This is a genomic window from Sulfitobacter sp. EhC04 (assembly GCF_001650875.1).
Lineage (GTDB): Bacteria > Pseudomonadota > Alphaproteobacteria > Rhodobacterales > Rhodobacteraceae > Sulfitobacter.
This window is the reverse complement of record NZ_LXYI01000029.1, coordinates 25,563-43,427: the sequence shown is the minus strand read 5'-3', so window position 1 is coordinate 43,427 and position 17,865 is coordinate 25,563. Positions and strand designations below refer to the sequence as shown.

The following is a 17,865-nucleotide window of genomic DNA, read 5'->3' as shown; positions in this document are numbered from 1 at the left end:
CTAAGGGCCCCCTCCCCGCCCTTCGCCGCATTCTGCGCGAAGGTCCGGTTTTCTATTTTGGGTCAATTGATGACGTAAAGGCCAAAGTCATCTGCCGTTCAACAATTGCCTGACGGCCCGGCCCCTCACCATCCGACCTTGACAGAGCGGCGCTGCGATGCTGTCTGGGGGCATGGGGTTCTCCGCGAACGCCCCGTGAGGCGCCAGCCAAAGTTCGCATGTATCCCACTTGAGAGGACGCATGCCATGGCTGCCCCGAATGAAATAACCGTACCACAACTGCTGCGCCTGATCGGCACGCCGGATTGCCCGGTGATTGTCGATATCTCCATTGATCCCGACTTTGCCGAGGATCCTTTTCTGATCCCCGGTTCGTTCCGCCACCCACACACCGATATTGCGGGCCTCAAGACGCGGCTGAACGGGCGGGCCTGCGTGATCACCTGCCAGCAGGGCATCAAGCTGAGCCAGGGCCTGACCGCGCGGCTGCGCGCCGACGGGCTGGTGGCAGAATACCTGTCAGGCGGGATGTATGGCTGGCGGGATCATCCCGACACGATGCGCATCCCCGCAGCCGCCCTGCCCGCGCCGGTGGATGGTGCCACCCTATGGGTGACACGCCACCGGCCCAAGATCGACCGGATCGCCTGCCCCTGGCTGATCCGCCGCTTTGTGGACCCTGACGCGCGGTTCCTGTTTGTTTCGCCCGCCGAGGTCATGGGCGTGGCCGCGCGCTATGATGCGGTGCCTTTCGATGTGCTGGATGTCCATTTCTCACACGAAGGCCCTTTATGCACATTCGACAAGATACTGTCCGAATTTGCCCTTTCCTCTGCCGCGCTTGACCGGTTGGCGCAGGTCGTGCGCGCCGCCGATACCGATACCCACGACCAATCCCCCCAGGCGGCGGGTCTGCTGGCGCTGTCGGTCGGGCTGTCGCGCCAGTACCGCGATGACCTGATGATGCTTGAGGCAGGCATGGTGATGTATGATGCGCTTTATCGCTGGGCGCGCGACGGGCAGGACGAAGGCCACGACTGGCCCGCGGACCGTCCGTCATGAGCGCGCCGGGCTGGCCGCAAATGACCCGCGTCTTTGGCCGCATCGGGTTGCTGTCCTTTGGCGGACCGGCGGCGCAGATCGCGGTGATGCACCGCGAGCTGGTCGAACACCGCCCCTGGCTGAGCGAAGAGGCGTTTCTGCGGGCCCTGTCGCTGTGCATGTTGCTGCCGGGACCGGAGGCGATGCAACTGGCCACATACGCGGGCTGGCGGCTGCGCGGCGTGGCGGGCGGCCTGCTGGCCGGGCTCTTGTTTGTCGTGCCCGGCGCGCTGGTCATTGCCGTGCTGGCGCTGGGCTATGCCTGGTACGGTCAGTTGCCGCTGGTGCAGGCCGCCTTCCTCGGCATCAAGGCGGCGGTGATCGTCGTGGTGTTCCAGGCGCTGCGCAAGGTGGCGGGCAAGGCGCTGCATGGCGCGCAGGGCTGGGTGCTGGCAGTGCTGTCGTTTCTGGCCCTGTTTGTGCTGGGCCTGCCGTTTCCGCTGATTATTCTCTGCGCGGGGCTGTGGGGGATGATGCACGGGCAGACCACCAGGCCCGCGCCGGACCACCTGCCTGCCCGCCCGGCGCAGACCCGGCGCACCCTGCTGGTCTGGTCCGCGCTCTGGGCCGCGCCGCTGCTGATGCTCTGGGCGCTGGATCAGGATTTCCTGCTGCAACTCGGACTGTTCTTTTCCAAACTGGCAATCGTCACCTTTGGCGGGGCCTATGCCGTGCTGGCCTATATGACGCAGACCGTGGTTCAGGATTTCGGCTGGATCAGCACGGATCAGATGATTGACGCGTTGGGGCTGGCGGAAACCACGCCGGGGCCGCTGATCCTGGTGACCGAATTCGTGGCGCTGCTGGCGGGATTCGCACAGTCGGGTATCACCGGCGCATTGGCGGCGGGGCTGCTGGCGCTCTGGGTCACCTTCACCCCCTGCTTTTTGTGGATTTTCCTGGCCGGTCCCTACCTGGAGCGGATTTCAGCACAACCACGGCTTGCAGGGGCCTTGCAGGCCATCACCGCCGCCGTTGTCGGCGTGATTGCCAACCTCTCTGTCTGGTTTGCGCTGCATGTGATCTTCGACCGGGTCGAGGGCGCCTCCTTTCTCGCGATTCCGGCCCCGGATCTGAGCAGTTTCAATATCTTGGCCTGCGTTCTTGTCCTTGCCGGCATGGTCCTGATGCTGCGGTTGCGACGGGGTTTTGTGCTGACAATGGCAGCACTGACAGCCGCCGCCCTGCTGATGGCTCTGGTTTGACGCGGCACCCCCTTTTCCTTGCCGGGGAATGGGCTATGCTGAGGCTGCCCATGGGCACAACCGGAGATAGAGATGAGCCGCAAGATCGACTATGGCAACCTGATGCACGAGGCCATGCGGGGCTTGATCCGAAAGGTCCTGCTGGATGTCGCGGAACGCGGTCTGCCGGGGAATCATCACTTCTTCATCACCTTCGACACCTCGCACCCGGATGCGGAACTGGCCGACTGGCTGTCTGACCGCTATCCCGGCGAAATGACAGTGGTGATGCAGCACTGGTACGACAAGCTGGACGTCGGCGAAGAAGGCTTTGCCGTGACGCTGAACTTCGGTGACGCGCCGGAGCCGCTTTATATCCCCTATGACGCGATCCGCACCTTCGTCGACCCTTCGGTCGAATTTGGCCTGCGATTCGAACAGCAGGACAGTGGTGCCACGGCAGACAAGGCCGACAGCACCGACCTGCCCCAGCAGACCGAGGACGAGCTGGAAGTGCCGGAGGAAGACCACAAGGACGCCGAAATCGTCTCGCTCGATTCGTTTCGCAAGTAATTTGCCGCAGCTTTGACCGTTCTGTCGCCCGTTAGCGCCATCGGTCGATTGCGCCGGGTCACGCTGGCCGCTACACCCTTGGCCAACCTATAAAGACATCAGGAGCCCGACATGGCCGACACCCGCACCGAAACCGACAGCTTTGGCACCCTCGAAGTTCCCGCCGACAAATACTGGGGCGCACAGACCCAGCGGTCGATCATGAACTTCCCGATCGGCTGGGAACGCCAGCCCGTAGCGATCATCCGGGCGCTGGGTGTGATCAAGAAAGCCTGCGCCGAGGTGAACCTTGGCTTTGGCGACCTGGATGCGGATCTGGCCCCGGCGATCCAGCAGGCCGCACAAGAGGTCATCGACGGCAAGTTCGACGACAACTTTCCGCTGGTGGTCTGGCAGACCGGGTCCGGCACCCAGTCGAACATGAACGCGAACGAGGTCATCTCCAACCGCGCGATCGAGATCATGGGCGGCCAGATGGCCTCGAAAAGCCCGGTGCACCCCAATGATCACTGCAACATGGGGCAATCGTCCAACGACACTTTCCCCACGGCAATGCATGTCGCCATCGGCATGGTGGCGCGCGACACGCTGTTGCCGGGCCTGCGCAAGCTGCACGCGGCCCTTGCCGCCAAGTCCGAGGAATTCAAGGACATCATCAAGATCGGCCGCACCCATACCCAGGATGCCACTCCGCTGACACTGGGCCAGGAATTCGGCGGCTACGCGCATCAGATGGCCAAGGGCATCGCGCGCATCGAGGCCTGCCTTCCCGACATCTATGAACTGGCACAGGGCGGCACGGCGGTGGGCACGGGCCTGAACACCCGCAAGGGCTTTGCCGAAAAGGTCGCGGCGGAAATCGCCAATATCACCGGCCTGCCCTTTGTCACCGCCCCCAACAAGTTCGAGGCGCTGGCCGCCCATGACGCGATGGTCATGTTCTCGGGCGCGCTGAAAACCGTGGCCGCGTCGATGTTCAAGATCGCCAACGACATGCGCCTGCTGGGCTCCGGCCCCCGCTCTGGCCTGGGCGAGCTGATCCTGCCCGAGAACGAGCCGGGATCTTCGATCATGCCGGGCAAGGTGAACCCGACACAGGCCGAGGCGCTGACCATGGTCTGCGCCCATGTGATGGGCAATGATGCCGCCGTCGGCTTTGCCGGTTCACAGGGCCATTTCGAGCTGAACGTCTATAACCCGATGATGAGCTATAACGTGATCCAGTCCATGCAACTGCTGGGCGATGCGGCGGGCAGCTTTACCGACAACATGGTGGTGGGCACGCAGGCCAATGTGGAACGGATCGACAGGCTGATGAAGGAAAGCCTGATGCTGGTCACGGCACTGGCCCCCACCATCGGCTATGACAACGCGACCAAGGTCGCCAAGACCGCCCACAAGAACGGCACGACCCTCAAGGAAGAGGCCATCGCGCTGGGTTTCGTGGATGCGGAAACCTTCGACCGCGTGGTGCGGCCGGAACAGATGATTGGACCCAAATGAGCGCCCCCATCAACCTCAACAAGGTGAAGAAAGAACGCAACCGCGCCTCCCGCAAGGCCCGCGCGGATGAAAACGCGGTACAGTTCGGACAGACCAGGGCGCAGAAAGAAGCGCTGAAGGCCCGCGCCGAGCAGATCGCCCGCAATCTGGAAGGCCACAAACGCGAGACATGAGCGGACGGCCGGTCAAACATTCGGTGACGCTGCAAGGGCACCGGACCTCGATCTCGCTGGAGGATGAATTCTGGGATGAGTTCCGCGCCATTGCGGCGGCGCAGGGCCAGCCGATCAACGCGCTGGTGGCACAGATCGACGCGGCGCGGGACATGGACATCGGCCTTGCCTCTGCCATCCGGCTGTTTGTGCTGCGCCGGTTAAAGGATCGTTTACCTTGATGGGCTTAGGCTGGTGCCATGTCTTTGCCGATGGAAATGTCACCGCAGCACTGGGTCACGCATGTCTTCAGCTCGAAAGCCGCCCGCGAGGGTGGCGTCGTGCGCCGCAAGATCAGGGATATTGAGCGTTACGCGGGGCTGGATGCCTTTCTGCTGGAACTTGACCGCCGGGGGTTTTCGGCGGTCGAGAATGCGGGGCAACTGGTGATCTTCTGCAATCAGGAGCCGGTCCGGGTCGCGTCGAGAACGATTCTTTCGAAGAAAGCCGTGCCGAGCCTGAAAAGGCTTTAGGATCGGATGGGAAATTCGCTGGGCTTGTATCGTTTTCTTTGAAGAAAACGGACCGGACTTTTTGAAAAGTCCGGCACCCGCCCGGTCCATACTGGAGGGACACGCCTCTCAACCCCGACGAAAAGATGCATCAGAGCCCGTTTTCTTTGAAGAAAACGGATCGGACTTTTTGAAAAGTCCGGCACCCGCCCGGTCCACACTGGAGGGTCACGCCTCTCAACCCCGACGAAGAGATGCATCAGAGCCCGTTTTCTTTGAAGAAAACGAACCGGACTTTTTGAAAAGTCCGGCGCCTTAGCCAACCGACGCGCGGTAGATCTTGCCGATATTCTCGCCCAGTGCCGCGTTGAAATCCGCATCCGACATCTTCACGTTCAGACCCTCGGTCAGCGCACGTGAGAAGCTCGCAATCATCTTGGGGTTGCGGCTGAGACGGCGGCAGGCCTCATCTGTGGAATAGCCCCCTGACAGCGCCACAACCCGCAGCACATTGTCATGCCCCGCAAGCCGGTCGTAAATTCCGGCCTCTTCGGGAATCGTCAGCTTCAGCATCACCAGTTGGTCCGGCCCCAGGTCGGAAACATGTGCCAGCAACGCGCGGGCCAGCATCTCTTCGGCCTCTGCCTTGCTTTCGGAGTTGATGTTCACTTCCGGCTCGATGATCGGCACCAGACCCGCGGCACAGACGGTCCTGGCCACCTCGAACTGCTGCGCCACGACCGCCTCGATGCCGGCCTCATTCGCTTCGTGAATGACGGAACGTTCCTTGGTGCCGAAAATGCCCTTCTCCGCCGCGCGGGCCAGCAGGTCTTCCAGACCCGGCATCGGTTTCAGCAGTTGCACATCGCGGTCGGTGTCTTCCAATCCCTTGTCGATCTTCAGGAAAGGCACCACCTTGCGGTCTTCCCACAGCAGTTGCGCCACAGGCTTGCCGTTGATCTCTGCATCCATGGTCCGCTCGAACAGGATCGCGCCAATCACCTTTTCGCTGGTGAAATCATCCGCCAGGATGATCCGCGCGCGCATCGCATGCATCGCGGCGAACATCTCGGCTTCGCCGTTGTAATCCTCGGGCTCAACGCCATAAAGGCTCAGCGCCTTGGGGGTCGATCCGCCGGATTGGTCCAGGGCCGCGATGAACCCCTTGCCGCTGGTCATCTGCATCTTTTGTGCTGAGTTGATCGCCATGAAGAGCTCCGCCTGTCCTGTGATTCCTGTCAGCGTCATTCATAAGACAAGACGCCAGCCGATGGTAGAGAGCCCGCCGCATGATAGCGCAAACGGCCCCCTGCAAGCGTCCGGGCGCTTCAGCGCCGCGTCAGGCGCAACCAGATTCCGCGCTCTGAACGCACCGTCAGATGCGCCACCGGGACCGGCACCTTGCCCGGCACCGCCGCCACCCGGTAATCGCGCAGGATGCGGGAGAGGATCAGCGGCCCTTCCACCATGGCAAATCCCGCCCCGGTGCAGACCCGCGCCCCGGCGGAAAAGGGAATATAGGCCTCGCGTTGACATTTCTGGCCATTCTCGGTGCCCCAGCGCGTCGGGTCGAACCCGTCCGGATTGTCCCACAGGCGTTCATGGCGGTGCAGGTGCCAGGGGCTGAGCACCAGCTGCGCGCCGGGTTTCACGTCACGCTCGCGAAACCGCTCCGGGCAGGTGTTCTCCCGAACCATCATCGGCACAGGCGGATACAGGCGCAGCGCCTCGCGAAAGACATCGCGGCTGAGCCTGAGTTTCGACATCACCGCAAAATCGCAGGCCTCCAGCACCTGCGCCTCTGCGGCCAGCCGGTCCTGCCACTCGGGATGGGTTGCCATCAGATACAGCGTCCAGGCCAGGGCGGAAGCGCTGGTCTCATGCCCGGCGAGAAAGAAGATCGCAACCTGATCCACCATCTCTTCGGTGTCAAAACGCGCGCCCGTGACAGGGTCGGCGGTGGTCATGATCTTGGTCGCCAGATCGTCGGGCGCGGTGCCTGCCGCGATCTCATCCATCCGGCCTTGCGTCAATTCGGTGATCAACCGGCGAATGCGGGCGGCACTTGCCTTTGTCCCGCGTCGAAAGAAACGCGGCATCCAGCGCGGCAGCGGCACAAAGGCGGCGAGGTTCAGCAGCGGCTGACTGCGCTGATAGGCCTTGAACTCCTCGAACACGTCCCGCGCCAGGTGGTGTTCGATGGGGATCGAAAACAGCGTGCGAAAGATCACATCGGCCGCGGCATGGCTGGTCTCTGCCTCGATCTCGATCACGCTGTCCGTGTGGGGTGCCAGCCGTGCCGCCGCCGCCTCTGCCGCGTCCCACATGGCGGGAAATGTCTCGCGCAGGCGGCCGCCCTCGAACGCCGGGTCGATGATGCGACGCTGGCGCTTCCAGGTCTCGCCATTGGTCAGGAACACCGAATTGCCCAGCAGCGGGCGCAGCCCCTCCCCGATGCGCTCCGATTTGGGGAAATCCTCGGGCCGGTCCTTCAGCACCGTCTTGATCAGATCGGGCTGGTTCATCAGGTAGCTGCGAAAAAAGGGCGTGCGGAATTCGGCCATCCAGGCGCGGTAGAGCCGCGCAGGCTGTGCCGACAGGATGTCAGCGCGAAACAGCCGCGCATAGCGCCACAGCGATACCCTGTCAGGGCGGCTGGCGGGTTTCGGCGGCAGGCTCATGCGGCCAGCGAGGTGTATTTGTTGACCGCGCGCTCGATGCGCGATTTCGATGGTGGCCGCCCGGCATAGCGTGTGGCAAGGGTCAGCGGCCCTGCGGTGATCCGGAAATAATCATAGTCCTTTGGCCGGTCAAAGGCACAAAGGTACTGGAAATGGAGCCGGAAGAACCGCCAGCGCAATTCTTTCCAGCGCGCGGGGCTCAGCGATTGGGTGAAGGCGGCGGAGAACACCAGCGGCCATGTCTTGCCAACCGGGGCCACGCCTGACACCGCAACCGGATCACACAGCGCAAAGGCACAGCCGTCGCCGGGGGCCGTCACATCAACCCAGGTCAGATCATCGCGGGCCGAGAGATAGGCAAGGTCGGCGCGCAACCGATGCGCATCCGGCAGGAAAGACACCATCGGCACCACCTGCCCCAGAGAAAGGAAAGACAATGCCGGTCCATCCCCCGGCACCCTGCCCGCGCGGATCAGATCGGCCAGCACCGACACGCCCAGATGCGCGCCCGAAGAATGGCCAACCACCAGCACCTCGTCCACGTCTTCGTGCAACGCAGCCGCGATGCTGTCCCTGAATGCCGCCATCCGCGCCTCAAGCGCGGGCGGATTGGCCCCGCGCGTGGCGGCGGCATAGGCGTAGTCATGCATCAGGTAATAGGCAAAGAACTTGCCGTCTTTCTTCTTGAACCAGCGCAATAGCCAGAGAAAGGCAAAGGCACCGGTGATCAAACCAACCAACGGGTGCAGCAACCCGACTACCTTGAAAATCAACAGCCACAATGCCAGGGCAATTCCCAACTGCCCCAGCAGCATCCCCACCGGGTAAAGTGCCGCGATCACCGGCCCCTTGCGCAGTTTCATCAACCGCCAGAGTGCGCCGGAGGCGATATAGACCCAGGCCGTGCGCAGCAATTGCAGGTATGTGGCGGGGATCGAATTGCTCATGCTGTCGCGCACGATGTCGGACCAGACCAGCACCTCGACTTCCGCCGATACGGTTGCGCCCTCGATACTAGCATCGACGTGCCAGCCGTAATTCTCGCCCTTGGGTTTCGGCTTGAGCGCGATATCATAGCCCGAAATCGCCGCCTGTGCCGCGCCCTCCTTGCGATACAGCTCGCGGTAGCGGCGCGGATGAATGGGGTCATAGCCCGGAATGTAAAACACCCGGCGCCGCGCCACCTGATTATGCCTCTGTCCGCTCATTGCCTGCCGCTCGTTTGTTGGCGCAAGCCTAGCCAAAAATCCGGGCGAGAGTAAGGCGCTTTAGCGGAAGGGGCATGGCCAACAGGCCTGCGCCTCCCGGCGCTCATGCGCCCGTCAAACACGGCGGATCATACTGGATGGCTTTGCGTGGTCGGATCGTCTCATACCGCTCGGCGAAGACATGTCATTCTATGCAGGTCTGCGATGACATGTCTTCTTGTCCGGCGGGTTTGTCGCTATCACCCCTTGGCGCAGAACATCAGCAGCATCTGACGAGCCACCTTGGCATCCATCCGGCACATGCCGGGAATCGCAGCTACCCCAGCGACCCCAGCGCCGGAAAAGTCTCCAGCAGCCAGAAAGCAAAGCTTGAAAATGCCCCGGTCAGCATCGCCAGACCCACCAGCACCAGCAGGATGCCCATGATCCGCTCGATCAACCCCATGTGCGGCTTGATCCGGTTCATCAGACCCATGGCACGGGTGATGAACATCGCCGCCAGCAGAAACGGAATGCCAAGCCCCGCCGCATAGATCCCCAGCAACAGCGTGCCACGCGTCACGGAAGCCTCGGAGGCCGCCAGCGACAGGATCGCGCCCAGTTGCGGCCCGATGCAGGGCGTCCAGCCAAAGGCAAAGGCAAGCCCCAGCACATAGGCGCCAAAGCTGGACCCGCCCTTGTCGCCCGCATCAAGCCGCGCCTCGCGGTCGAGGAAGGGAATGCGGAACAGCCCGAGGAAATGCAGACCGAACACGATGATCACAACACCTGAAATTCGCGCGAAAACGATCTGATTTTGCAGGAAAAACGCGCCAAACGCCGATGCCGTGAACCCAAGGATCAGAAAAACCGTGCTCAACCCCAGGACAAAGCAGCCAGCAGCAACAACCGCACGTCTGCGCGCCGCACCCGCGCTGGACATATCGCCCAGGCTGACGCCGCTCATATAGGCAAGATAGGGCGGCACGATCGGCAGCACACAGGGGCTGAGAAAACTGATCACCCCCGCCAGAAGCGCGACCAGCATGGCGGGAAATAGACCCGCGTCAATGAGTTCGATACCAAACATCCGCAACCCATAAACCCGTTGCGCAGCCGCGTCACGCCCAAGCTGGTCACAAGCCTGTGGACGGGGTGTAACATCTGTCCTATCCCGGCAACATGATCACACAAGACCTCGACGCCATCGGGCTGCTCTGCCCCCTGCCCGTGCTGAAACTGCGCAAACGTCTGGCTGCATTGTCACCGGGCGATTGCATCGCGATGCGCGCGGATGATCCCGCCGCCATCGTGGATGTGCCGCATTTCTGCGCCGAGGCGGGTCACACCCTGGTGGAAACACAGGAAGAGGGCGCAGCCCAGGTCTATCTCGTGCGCAAGGGCGGATAGCAAAAGGCGGGGCGCTAAAGCGCCCCGCCTTAAACTTGAATCGCCGATACCCTGCCGCGCTTCGCGCTACATCGGCGATACGGAGTGTATCAGGTTAAAGGCGGGACGCTGTAGGGCCTGTGGACGTTCATCAGGGTCAGTCGCGACCTCAGCCGCCCAGGGACCACCAGCCGCGTTTCTTCGGCTTTTTCTCGGCAACCTCTTCCGGTGCCGCCTCTGGCGCGGGCTCGGGCTTGGCCGCCTCCGGCTCGGGCGTTGCCGTCACGCTGGGTGCCGCCGCCTGTTTCGCCGGGGCGGCGCTTGGCTTGTCCTCTGCCTGTTCCGCGACCACAGGGTCCGGCGCGGTGTCCTCGACCTTGGCGGCACCTTCGGCAGATGCTGCCGGCGCCTCCGCCTTTGGATCAGCCTTGGGCTTTGGTTTGGCCCGGCTGCGGGTCGTTTTCGGCTTGGCCGCCGTAGCCTTGGCCGTCGTTTCCTTGGCAGGCGCATCCGTGGCAGGCGCATCCGTGGCGGTTTCTTCCGCCGCTGGCGCTGACTTGGCCTTGGACGTGCTGCGGGACCGGGTCGATTTCGGCTTCGACTTGGGCTTGGGCGCAGCCTCGGCATCCGCAGCTTCTGCCGCTTCAGCAGGTGCCGATGACGTGGCATCCGCGTCCGCCGCAGCCTCGGCTTTCGCCTTGGCAGATGTGCTGCGCGACCGGCTCCGGGTCGACGGCTTTTTCTTGGTCTCCGCCGCAGCCGGATCGTCTTTTGCCTTTGCCTCCTCGGCCGCAGGTTCCCCGGCGGTTTCGGCAGCCTCATTGGATGCGGACTTCGCCGCTACCTTGCCGGCATCGTCATCAGACTTCTGATCGTCGTCACCCGACTCCGCGTTGTCGGAGGATTGATCGCCGCCCTGATAATCACCGTTCGATTTGCTCTTGGACCGGCTCCGCCGACGCCTGCGGCGCCGCTTGGGCTTGCCCTCACCCTCAGAGGAGGACCCGCTGGATGACGACCCGTTGGAGGACGACCCGTTGGAGGACGACCCGCTGGCCTGGCTTTGGCCATCCCGCTCCTCAGCCGCCTCACCGGCGTCTTCTTCGGCGCGGTCGGCCTCTTCCGCCGCGGCGGCATCATCCTCGTCGATCTTGTCCATCAGCGAAGTGTCAACCGACACCACATGGTTGGTCGGCGGCACGACGCGGGTCGCGGTCTTGAACTTTTCCATGCTGAATTCGGGGCTGATCAGATGCGGATCCCCCTCGATGCGCACGGACATGCCATAACGCGCCTCGCATTGCGCCACATGTTCGCGCTTCTGGTTCATCAGAAAGTTCGCGATCGCCACCGGTGCCTTGATCAGCACCTCGCGGGACCGGCGGCGGGTGCCTTCTTCCTCGATCTGGCGGATGATCGACAAGGCGAGGTTGTCGTCACTGCGGATCAGGCCGGTGCCATGGCAGGCCTGACAGGGCTGTGTCGTCGCCTCGATCATGCCGGGGCGCAGACGCTGGCGCGACATCTCCATCAGGCCAAAGCCCGAAATGCGGCCAATCTGGATGCGCGCGCGGTCTGTCTTGAGCTTGTCTTTCATCCGCTTCTCGACGGAGGCGTTGTTCTTGCGCTCGTCCATGTCGATAAAGTCGATGACAATCAGCCCGGCAAGGTCACGCAGACGCAACTGGCGCGCCACCTCGTCGGCGGCCTCCAGGTTGGTCTTGAGCGCAGTCTGCTCGATCGAGCCTTCCTTGGTGGCACGGCCGGAGTTCACGTCGATGGCCACCAGCGCCTCGGTCACGCCGATCACGATATAGCCCCCCGAAGGCAGCTGCACCGTCGGGTTGAACATGCCGCTGAGGTAGGTTTCCACCTGATAGCGCGCAAACAGCGGCAGCCGTTCTTCATAGCGTTTCACGTTCTTGGCGTGGGACGGCATGATCATCTTCATGAAGTCCTTGGCGATGCGATAGCCGCGCTCGCCCTCCACATGGATCTCGTCGATGTCGCGGTTGTAAAGGTCGCGGATCGACCGTTTGATCAGGTCGCCTTCCTCATAGATCTTGGCGGGTGCCATGCTTTTCAGCGTCAGCTCGCGGATCTGTTCCCACAGGCGTTGCAGGTATTCGTAATCGCGCTTGATCTCGGCCTTTGTGCGCTTGGCACCGGCGGTGCGCACGATCAGCCCGGCGCCCTGCGGCACCTTGATCTCGTTTGCGATCTCTTTCAGCTTCTTGCGGTCCGCCGCATTGGTGATCTTGCGCGAAATGCCGCCGCCACGGGCGGTGTTGGGCATCAGCACGCAATAGCGGCCCGCCAGCGACAGATAGGTGGTCAGCGCCGCACCCTTGTTGCCACGCTCTTCCTTGACGACCTGCACCAGCAGGATCTGACGCACCTTGATGACTTCCTGGATCTTGTAGCGCTTGGGCCGGGGCTTGCGCGCCGGGCGGATGTCTTCACTGTCGTCCTCGTCGGCGACGGATTCGATACTGTCGTCCTTGTCCGAGGCATCGCCGCTGTTGTCATCGCCATCATCGTCGGAGGTGTCGCTGTTGCCGTCGTCGTCCTGGTCGTCCTCGTCAACGGCAGGTGTTTCAACAGGTGTCTCGCTGACCCGCTCCATCGGAGAGGAAGCCTCGTCATCGCTGACCTCGACCTCGTCGTCCTCGGTCAGATCGACCGTTTCCATCCCGTTGATATCGCCGGATGTGGTGGCATCCTGGGTTGTGACATCCGCTGCCTTGGAACTCGACCGGCTGCGCGACCGCGAGCGCGAAGACGACCGCTTGGGCTTGTCTTCCTCTTCCTCGCGGGCCGCCTGGGCCTCGGCATAGGCGCGTTCCTCTTCCAGCAGCGCCTGACGGTCGGCAACTGGGATCTGGTAGTAATCCGGATGAATCTCGGAAAAGGCGAGGAAACCGTGACGGTTGCCGCCATAGTCGATGAACGCCGCCTGAAGCGACGGTTCGACCCGTGTTACCTTGGCGAGATAGATGTTGCCAGCAAGCTGGCGTTTGTTTTCGGATTCGAAATCGAACTCTTCAACCTTGTTTCCGTCCACGACCACAACACGGGTTTCTTCCGCGTGGGTGGCATCGATAAGCATTTTCTTAGGCATAAATCCACTTTGCACAGCACGCGCGCCACTGTCCTCCCAGGGGGGGCCAAAGGCTGCGTGATGAGACTTGTCAGGGCGATGGGGGACGGCGCAAAAACGGGGCCGATACCGGCCTCTGATCGTCTGCTCTTGGCACTCGCGCGCGTCATCGCGTTTCTTCTCCGATATGTATCCCCCCGAAGGCGGCCATACCCATTATTGTACTGCGGTTTTTCAGGGGGCATTGCCCGGACCGTCAGCGGTTCTTTGGCCGTTTCCGGCCCAATCGGTCTGTTCAGGCGGTCCCGGTGGGGCGCGCGTCAACAGCGAAACTGTTTGCGGGGTGTCGGATTGCTGCATTGAAGCCGCAATCCCCCCTGTTACCAGTTAAGAGGTTTGGGGGACAAATGACAATGGGCAATCGTTCCGGTTCACATCGAATGCGGTTCAAAACGGGGCAAAGCTTGACAACAAGCACCCGCTTGGGGACAGTCCCTGCGCGCAAACCGGCTGCACGGTGCACGCGCCAATATGCATTTTGCGGCCCCCCGCTGGCCGCCTTGATACCAAAGGACCTGCCATGCCAAGACTTCTGCGCCCTGCCCTTTTCCTGTCCCTGCTGGCGCTTGCCGCCTGTGACGAGGTTGCCGTGGCCAATGACCCGGTGGCGCGGGCGCAATTGCGCGCCACCAAAAGCTGCATTTCGGCGGTGGAGAATGAAACCGGCGTGACCGGTGCCGCAATCAATACGACGATCCCGATTGTCGAGATAAACCAATATATCGTGAACGTGCCCAACGCCCCCTACTGGACCTGCTTTACCAATGACGAAGGCCAGGCACAGTCCATCGTGGAAAACCGCCGGGGCTGATCGGGGGGCCGGAATTTTCGAAAATTCCGGGCAAATTCTTTTGAAAGAATTTCCGCCAGGCCGCCCAGGGGGCGGCCTGGTGCGTTTGGATCAAAGGTAATCCGCCGGTTCCCGCCCGTGGCTGCAATCTGGCAAAGATCCGGTATTCAAACTGGGTCAGGCTATGACGCGATGGCCAAAGCCCTCCGGCATTCAGCATACATGCCGATCTCTTGCCAAAACACGGGACTGGGTCACAATGCTGCCGCTCTGGCCGTTTTCCTGCGACCTGCATGCACCCGCTCATTCGCCCGGGCAGTTCACACCCTCCCGTGAAGACATGTCATTTTTGACATGTCTCCACGGGAGGGTCATGAGACCGCATCGGGCAGAGAATTGCAGAGCGCTATCGCGAAAAACAGCAACTGTGACGGCGCGCATGACCTCCGCCACCGCGCCAGCATCAACGGGTTCAAGGCGTCCGGCCTCTAATCTGCTGATCCCGCATATCCGATGCTCTACAGGTAATCCGAGCGTTGCAGCCCGTATTTGGCCATCTTCTCGTTCAGGGTCCGCCGGGGCAGGCAAAGCTCGTCCATCACACTGGCAATGGACCCTTTGTGGCGGCGCATCGTGTTGTCGATCAGCATCCGCTCGAAGGCTTCCACATATTCCTTCAGCGGCTTGCCTTCGGTGGTCATCACCGGCTGCATCTCGTCGTGATCGGACATCAGCAGCGATGCGATGGTCCCCGATCCGCGCCGCGATTGCAGCACCGCGCGCTCGGCCACATTGATCAACTGGCGCACATTGCCCGGCCAGGGGGCCTGCAACAGCTGTGCGGCCTCCTGCGCGCTGACCTGCGGCGCGTCACAGCCGTATTCATCGGCGAACTGATCCGACAGCCGGGTGAACAGCGTCAGGATATCCTCTCCCCGCTGGCGCAGCGGCGGCACGGTGATGCGCAGCGCCGCAAGGCGGTAGAACAGATCCGAACGCAGCGCATCTTCCGAGGTGCGCCCCGCTTCCTGCAGATTCGAGATCGCCACGATCCGGGTCTCGGCGGGCGTGCCCTGTTCGTTGATCACACTCAGCAAACGCGCCTGCAGGGTTTCTGACAACGCCTCCACGTCCTCCAGCACCAAGGTGCCGCCGCGCGCCTCTTCGATGGCGGGCAGTTGCGTGTCCTCGGGCAGCATCGGGCCGAACAGACGCTTGCTCAGCGCGTCTTCCTCCAGCGCGCCGCAGCTGACCAGCACGAATTTCTTGCCCGCCCGGCTGCCCACCGCATGCAGCGCATGGGCCACCAAGGTCTTGCCCGTGCCGGTTTCCCCGTCGATCAGCACATGGCCATCGGCCTGCCCCAGATCGAGGATATCCTCGCGCAGACGCTCCATCACCGGGCTCTGGCCGATCAGCTTTTTCATCAGCTGGCCGCCGTCAGAGAGTTCACGCCGCAATGCGCGGTTGTCCATCACCAGCCGCCGCGCCAGCGTGGCCTTCTTGGCCAGTTCGTTCATCCGGTCCGGGTTGAAGGGTTTCTCCAGGAAATCGAAGGCCCCCACCCGCATCGCCTCCACCGCCATCGGCACATCACCGTGCCCGGTGATCATGATCACCGGCAAGGCGCTGTCATTGCCCATCAGCTTTTTCAGGAACTGCATGCCGTCCATGCCGGGCATCTTGATGTCCGAAATCACGATACCGGGGTAATCCGGCCCCAGCTTTTTCAGCGCATCCTCGGCCGACCCGAAAGTCTCCGTGTCATATCCCGACAGCGCCAGCCACTGGCTGATGGACTGCCGCATGTCCTGTTCGTCATCGACAATCGCGATCTTCATTGCCTGTGCCATAGCCGTTACTCCGCCGCTTCCATATTTGTCGTGTCGCCCAGAATGGGCAGTTGCATTTCAAAAACTGCGCCACCGCCCTGTCCGTTCCGTGCCGTCAGCCTGCCGCCCAGATCGGCGACGATCCCGCTTGAGATGGCAAGGCCCAGACCAACGCCGTCACCGGGCTGTTTGGTCGTGTAGAACGGTTCGAACAGCGCGTCGAGGTCTTCGATCCCCGGCCCGTTGTCGCGCACGGTCAGTGTCGCCGTCTCCCCCGCGCTCAGCATGATCTCCACCTGCGGGTTCCTTTCAGACTTGGTGGCGTCCAGCGCATTGCGCAAGAGGTTGACCAGAACCTGTTCAATCCGCATCCGGTCGCCCATCACCATCACCGGGGCATCGGGCAGGATGCGGCTGATCTGGACCTGCCGCTGGCGCAGCTGCGGTTCCATCATCGACAGGCTGGAGGCCAGCGCCGCCCCCATGTCGACCGGCGAAAATGCCTCCTGCCCCTTGCGGGCATAGGATTTCAGCTGCCGGGTGATCGCGCCCATCCGCTCGATCAGATCGTCGATGCGCCCGAAAGACGACAGCGCCTCCTCCGGCCGGTTGCGCCGCAGCAGCAGCCGCGCCCCGGCAAGATAGGTCTTCATCGCCGCCAGCGGCTGGTTCAATTCATGGCTCACGGCGGCGGACATTTCCCCCAGCGCCGCCAGTTTGCTTGATTGCTCAAGCGTCTGTTCGGCCACCGCCAGAGTTTCCTGCACCCTCTTGCGCTCGGCGATTTCCCGCTGCAAGGCCGCATTCAATGCGCGCAACTTGGCCGACTCGCGCTGAAAGATCGCCAGCCTGCCTGCGGTGCGGCGGCTGAGGAAATAGAACGCCAGCGCCAGCAGGATGGCAAAGCCCATCACCTCCAGCGCCAGCACGCCGTTCACCTTTTCGCGCACCGAGGCGTAGGTGGTATAGCTGGTCATGCGCCAGCCCCGGAACGGAATCTTGTTTTCCAGCCGCATCACCGCCTCGCCCTGCAGATAGGCATCGGGCGGCAGCGCGGTCCAGTCCGCGGTCACCTTGATCGCCCGCTCGATGGCAGTGCGCGCGGGCTGGGTCGACAGCGCCTCAGGCTCGGTCCGGCCACGCCAGCGCGGTTCGGTCGCCAGAATGATCTCTCCGGCGCTGTCCATCACGATCACCGCGTCCGAAATACCCGCCCAGGCGCGTTCGAACTTTTGCAGATCCACCTCGACCGCGATCACGCCCAGCGTGGCACCGCCGTCCTGAATACGCCGTGAATACATGAACTTGTAGCCGCCGCCATCCACCTTGATGGTGCTGAAGATCGTGGCATTGGACCGGATCGCATCGACAAAATAGGCATCCGACCGATGGGTCGCGCCCAGCTTGTTGCGGTCCGTCGCAGCGACCGTGCGCCCGTCCAGATCATAAAGCATCAGCGACGCCGCCCCGATCTCCTCGACAAAGGAGATCAGCCGCTGGGTCGAGAGCGAATAATCCGCCGATTCCAGCGCGCCGATCAGCGTGGGATCACGCGCCAGCAGTTGCGGGACAATCGCGTTCTGGCGCAACTCCGCCAGCAGGTTCCCCGAATAAAGCGCAATCCGCAGTTCCGCGCGGCTGCGGGTGCTTTCGGTAAAACGGTCGGTCAGCAGGCTGTTGGTGACCGAAATCACCGCAACCGCCAGCAACATCAGCACGCCAATGGCCACCCGGACCCGCCAGGAGACCGTCAATGTCCGCCGATTGTCAGTTGCTTCCGCCATCCGCGCAATCTACGCGC

The 17,865-nt window shown here is 62.6% G+C and carries 16 protein-coding genes; 9 read left to right on the top strand and 7 right to left on the bottom strand.

The window, feature by feature from the left end; genetic code table 11:
* The first annotated feature begins 246 nt into the window (after positions 1-246).
* The 7 genes from A8B82_RS13530 (at position 247) to A8B82_RS13500 (ending at position 5,046) form a co-directional block, all read left to right on the top strand.
* Positions 247-1,062 (top strand): chromate resistance protein ChrB domain-containing protein, encoded by an 816-nt coding sequence (locus tag A8B82_RS13530; RefSeq protein ID WP_067293267.1) that lies wholly within the window; start codon positions 247-249, stop codon positions 1,060-1,062.
* A complete protein-coding gene (chrA, locus tag A8B82_RS13525; protein WP_067293264.1) occupies positions 1,059-2,306 on the top strand; it encodes a chromate efflux transporter in 1,248 nt (415 codons plus the stop codon). Before A8B82_RS13530 ends, chrA begins: the two co-directional genes overlap by 4 nt.
* Positions 2,307-2,378: 72 nt before the next feature.
* The gene (locus A8B82_RS13520) at positions 2,379-2,858 is read left to right on the top strand and encodes an SspB family protein (protein ID WP_067293261.1); all 480 of its coding nucleotides are present in this window, start codon (positions 2,379-2,381) and stop codon (positions 2,856-2,858) included.
* Between the two features lie 111 nt (positions 2,859-2,969).
* Positions 2,970-4,361, top strand: coding sequence for a class II fumarate hydratase (gene fumC, locus A8B82_RS13515; protein ID WP_067293260.1), 1,392 nt, complete (start codon positions 2,970-2,972; stop codon positions 4,359-4,361).
* The gene (locus tag A8B82_RS13510; protein WP_067293257.1) at positions 4,358-4,534 is read left to right on the top strand and encodes a DUF4169 family protein; all 177 of its coding nucleotides are present in this window, start codon (positions 4,358-4,360) and stop codon (positions 4,532-4,534) included. Before fumC ends, A8B82_RS13510 begins: the two co-directional genes overlap by 4 nt.
* Positions 4,531-4,755, top strand: coding sequence for a ribbon-helix-helix domain-containing protein (locus A8B82_RS13505; RefSeq protein WP_067293254.1), 225 nt, complete (start codon positions 4,531-4,533; stop codon positions 4,753-4,755). The genes A8B82_RS13510 and A8B82_RS13505 overlap by 4 nt, the downstream gene beginning before the upstream one ends.
* Before the next feature lie 18 nt (positions 4,756-4,773).
* Complete coding sequence (locus A8B82_RS13500) at positions 4,774-5,046, top strand: N-(5'-phosphoribosyl)anthranilate isomerase (protein WP_067293252.1); 273 nt, start codon at positions 4,774-4,776, stop codon at positions 5,044-5,046.
* Positions 5,047-5,340: 294 nt separating this feature from the next.
* Here the strand turns inward: A8B82_RS13500 and A8B82_RS13495 are convergent, their stop codons facing one another.
* The 4 genes from A8B82_RS13495 to A8B82_RS13480 all read right to left on the bottom strand — a co-directional run bounded on the left by A8B82_RS13495 (position 5,341) and on the right by A8B82_RS13480 (position 9,983).
* The gene (locus A8B82_RS13495) at positions 5,341-6,234 is read right to left on the bottom strand and encodes a fructose bisphosphate aldolase (protein ID WP_067293250.1); all 894 of its coding nucleotides are present in this window, start codon (positions 6,232-6,234) and stop codon (positions 5,341-5,343) included.
* A gap of 119 nt (positions 6,235-6,353) precedes the next feature.
* Positions 6,354-7,706, bottom strand: a complete 1,353-nt coding sequence (locus A8B82_RS13490) for a cytochrome P450 (protein ID WP_067293248.1) — start codon at positions 7,704-7,706, stop codon at positions 6,354-6,356.
* The gene (locus A8B82_RS13485) at positions 7,703-8,914 is read right to left on the bottom strand and encodes a hypothetical protein (RefSeq protein ID WP_067293245.1); all 1,212 of its coding nucleotides are present in this window, start codon (positions 8,912-8,914) and stop codon (positions 7,703-7,705) included. The genes A8B82_RS13490 and A8B82_RS13485 overlap by 4 nt, the downstream gene beginning before the upstream one ends.
* Positions 8,915-9,230: 316 nt before the next feature.
* Entirely contained in the window at positions 9,231-9,983 is a 753-nt protein-coding gene (locus A8B82_RS13480; protein WP_067293244.1) for a cytochrome c biogenesis CcdA family protein, read from the bottom strand.
* Between the two features lie 92 nt (positions 9,984-10,075).
* On the opposite strand from A8B82_RS13480, the gene A8B82_RS13475 reads away from it, so the two are divergent.
* Positions 10,076-10,303 (top strand): sulfurtransferase TusA family protein, encoded by a 228-nt coding sequence (locus A8B82_RS13475; protein WP_067293241.1) that lies wholly within the window; start codon positions 10,076-10,078, stop codon positions 10,301-10,303.
* 148 nt (positions 10,304-10,451) lie between these two features.
* On the opposite strand, the gene A8B82_RS13470 is transcribed toward A8B82_RS13475, so the two are convergent.
* Positions 10,452-13,403 carry an Rne/Rng family ribonuclease gene (locus tag A8B82_RS13470; RefSeq protein ID WP_067293239.1) on the bottom strand — a complete coding sequence of 984 codons (2,952 nt, stop codon included), beginning with the start codon at positions 13,401-13,403 and terminating at the stop codon, positions 10,452-10,454.
* A 559-nt stretch (positions 13,404-13,962) separates the two neighbouring features.
* Between A8B82_RS13470 and A8B82_RS13465 the strand changes: the two genes are divergently transcribed.
* The gene (locus A8B82_RS13465; RefSeq protein WP_067293236.1) at positions 13,963-14,253 is read left to right on the top strand and encodes a hypothetical protein; all 291 of its coding nucleotides are present in this window, start codon (positions 13,963-13,965) and stop codon (positions 14,251-14,253) included.
* 497 nt (positions 14,254-14,750) lie between these two features.
* On the opposite strand, the gene A8B82_RS13460 is transcribed toward A8B82_RS13465, so the two are convergent.
* The gene (locus A8B82_RS13460; RefSeq protein ID WP_067293234.1) at positions 14,751-16,085 is read right to left on the bottom strand and encodes a sigma-54-dependent transcriptional regulator; all 1,335 of its coding nucleotides are present in this window, start codon (positions 16,083-16,085) and stop codon (positions 14,751-14,753) included.
* 5 nt (positions 16,086-16,090) lie between these two features.
* Positions 16,091-17,848, bottom strand: coding sequence for a sensor histidine kinase (locus tag A8B82_RS13455; RefSeq protein WP_067293231.1), 1,758 nt, complete (start codon positions 17,846-17,848; stop codon positions 16,091-16,093).
* Positions 17,849-17,865: the final 17 nt, after the last annotated feature.

Coding starts and splice junctions, on each gene's coding strand:
- A8B82_RS13530 (WP_067293267.1), top strand. CDS start 247: ATGGCTGCCCCGAATGAAATAACCGTACCACAACTGCTGCGCCTGATC.
- chrA (WP_067293264.1), top strand. CDS start 1,059: ATGAGCGCGCCGGGCTGGCCGCAAATGACCCGCGTCTTTGGCCGCATC.
- A8B82_RS13520 (WP_067293261.1), top strand. CDS start 2,379: ATGAGCCGCAAGATCGACTATGGCAACCTGATGCACGAGGCCATGCGG.
- fumC (WP_067293260.1), top strand. CDS start 2,970: ATGGCCGACACCCGCACCGAAACCGACAGCTTTGGCACCCTCGAAGTT.
- A8B82_RS13510 (WP_067293257.1), top strand. CDS start 4,358: ATGAGCGCCCCCATCAACCTCAACAAGGTGAAGAAAGAACGCAACCGC.
- A8B82_RS13505 (WP_067293254.1), top strand. CDS start 4,531: ATGAGCGGACGGCCGGTCAAACATTCGGTGACGCTGCAAGGGCACCGG.
- A8B82_RS13500 (WP_067293252.1), top strand. CDS start 4,774: ATGTCTTTGCCGATGGAAATGTCACCGCAGCACTGGGTCACGCATGTC.
- A8B82_RS13495 (WP_067293250.1), bottom strand. CDS start 6,234: ATGGCGATCAACTCAGCACAAAAGATGCAGATGACCAGCGGCAAGGGG.
- A8B82_RS13490 (WP_067293248.1), bottom strand. CDS start 7,706: ATGAGCCTGCCGCCGAAACCCGCCAGCCGCCCTGACAGGGTATCGCTG.
- A8B82_RS13485 (WP_067293245.1), bottom strand. CDS start 8,914: ATGAGCGGACAGAGGCATAATCAGGTGGCGCGGCGCCGGGTGTTTTAC.
- A8B82_RS13480 (WP_067293244.1), bottom strand. CDS start 9,983: ATGTTTGGTATCGAACTCATTGACGCGGGTCTATTTCCCGCCATGCTG.
- A8B82_RS13475 (WP_067293241.1), top strand. CDS start 10,076: ATGATCACACAAGACCTCGACGCCATCGGGCTGCTCTGCCCCCTGCCC.
- A8B82_RS13470 (WP_067293239.1), bottom strand. CDS start 13,403: ATGCCTAAGAAAATGCTTATCGATGCCACCCACGCGGAAGAAACCCGT.
- A8B82_RS13465 (WP_067293236.1), top strand. CDS start 13,963: ATGCCAAGACTTCTGCGCCCTGCCCTTTTCCTGTCCCTGCTGGCGCTT.
- A8B82_RS13460 (WP_067293234.1), bottom strand. CDS start 16,085: ATGGCACAGGCAATGAAGATCGCGATTGTCGATGACGAACAGGACATG.
- A8B82_RS13455 (WP_067293231.1), bottom strand. CDS start 17,848: ATGGCGGAAGCAACTGACAATCGGCGGACATTGACGGTCTCCTGGCGG.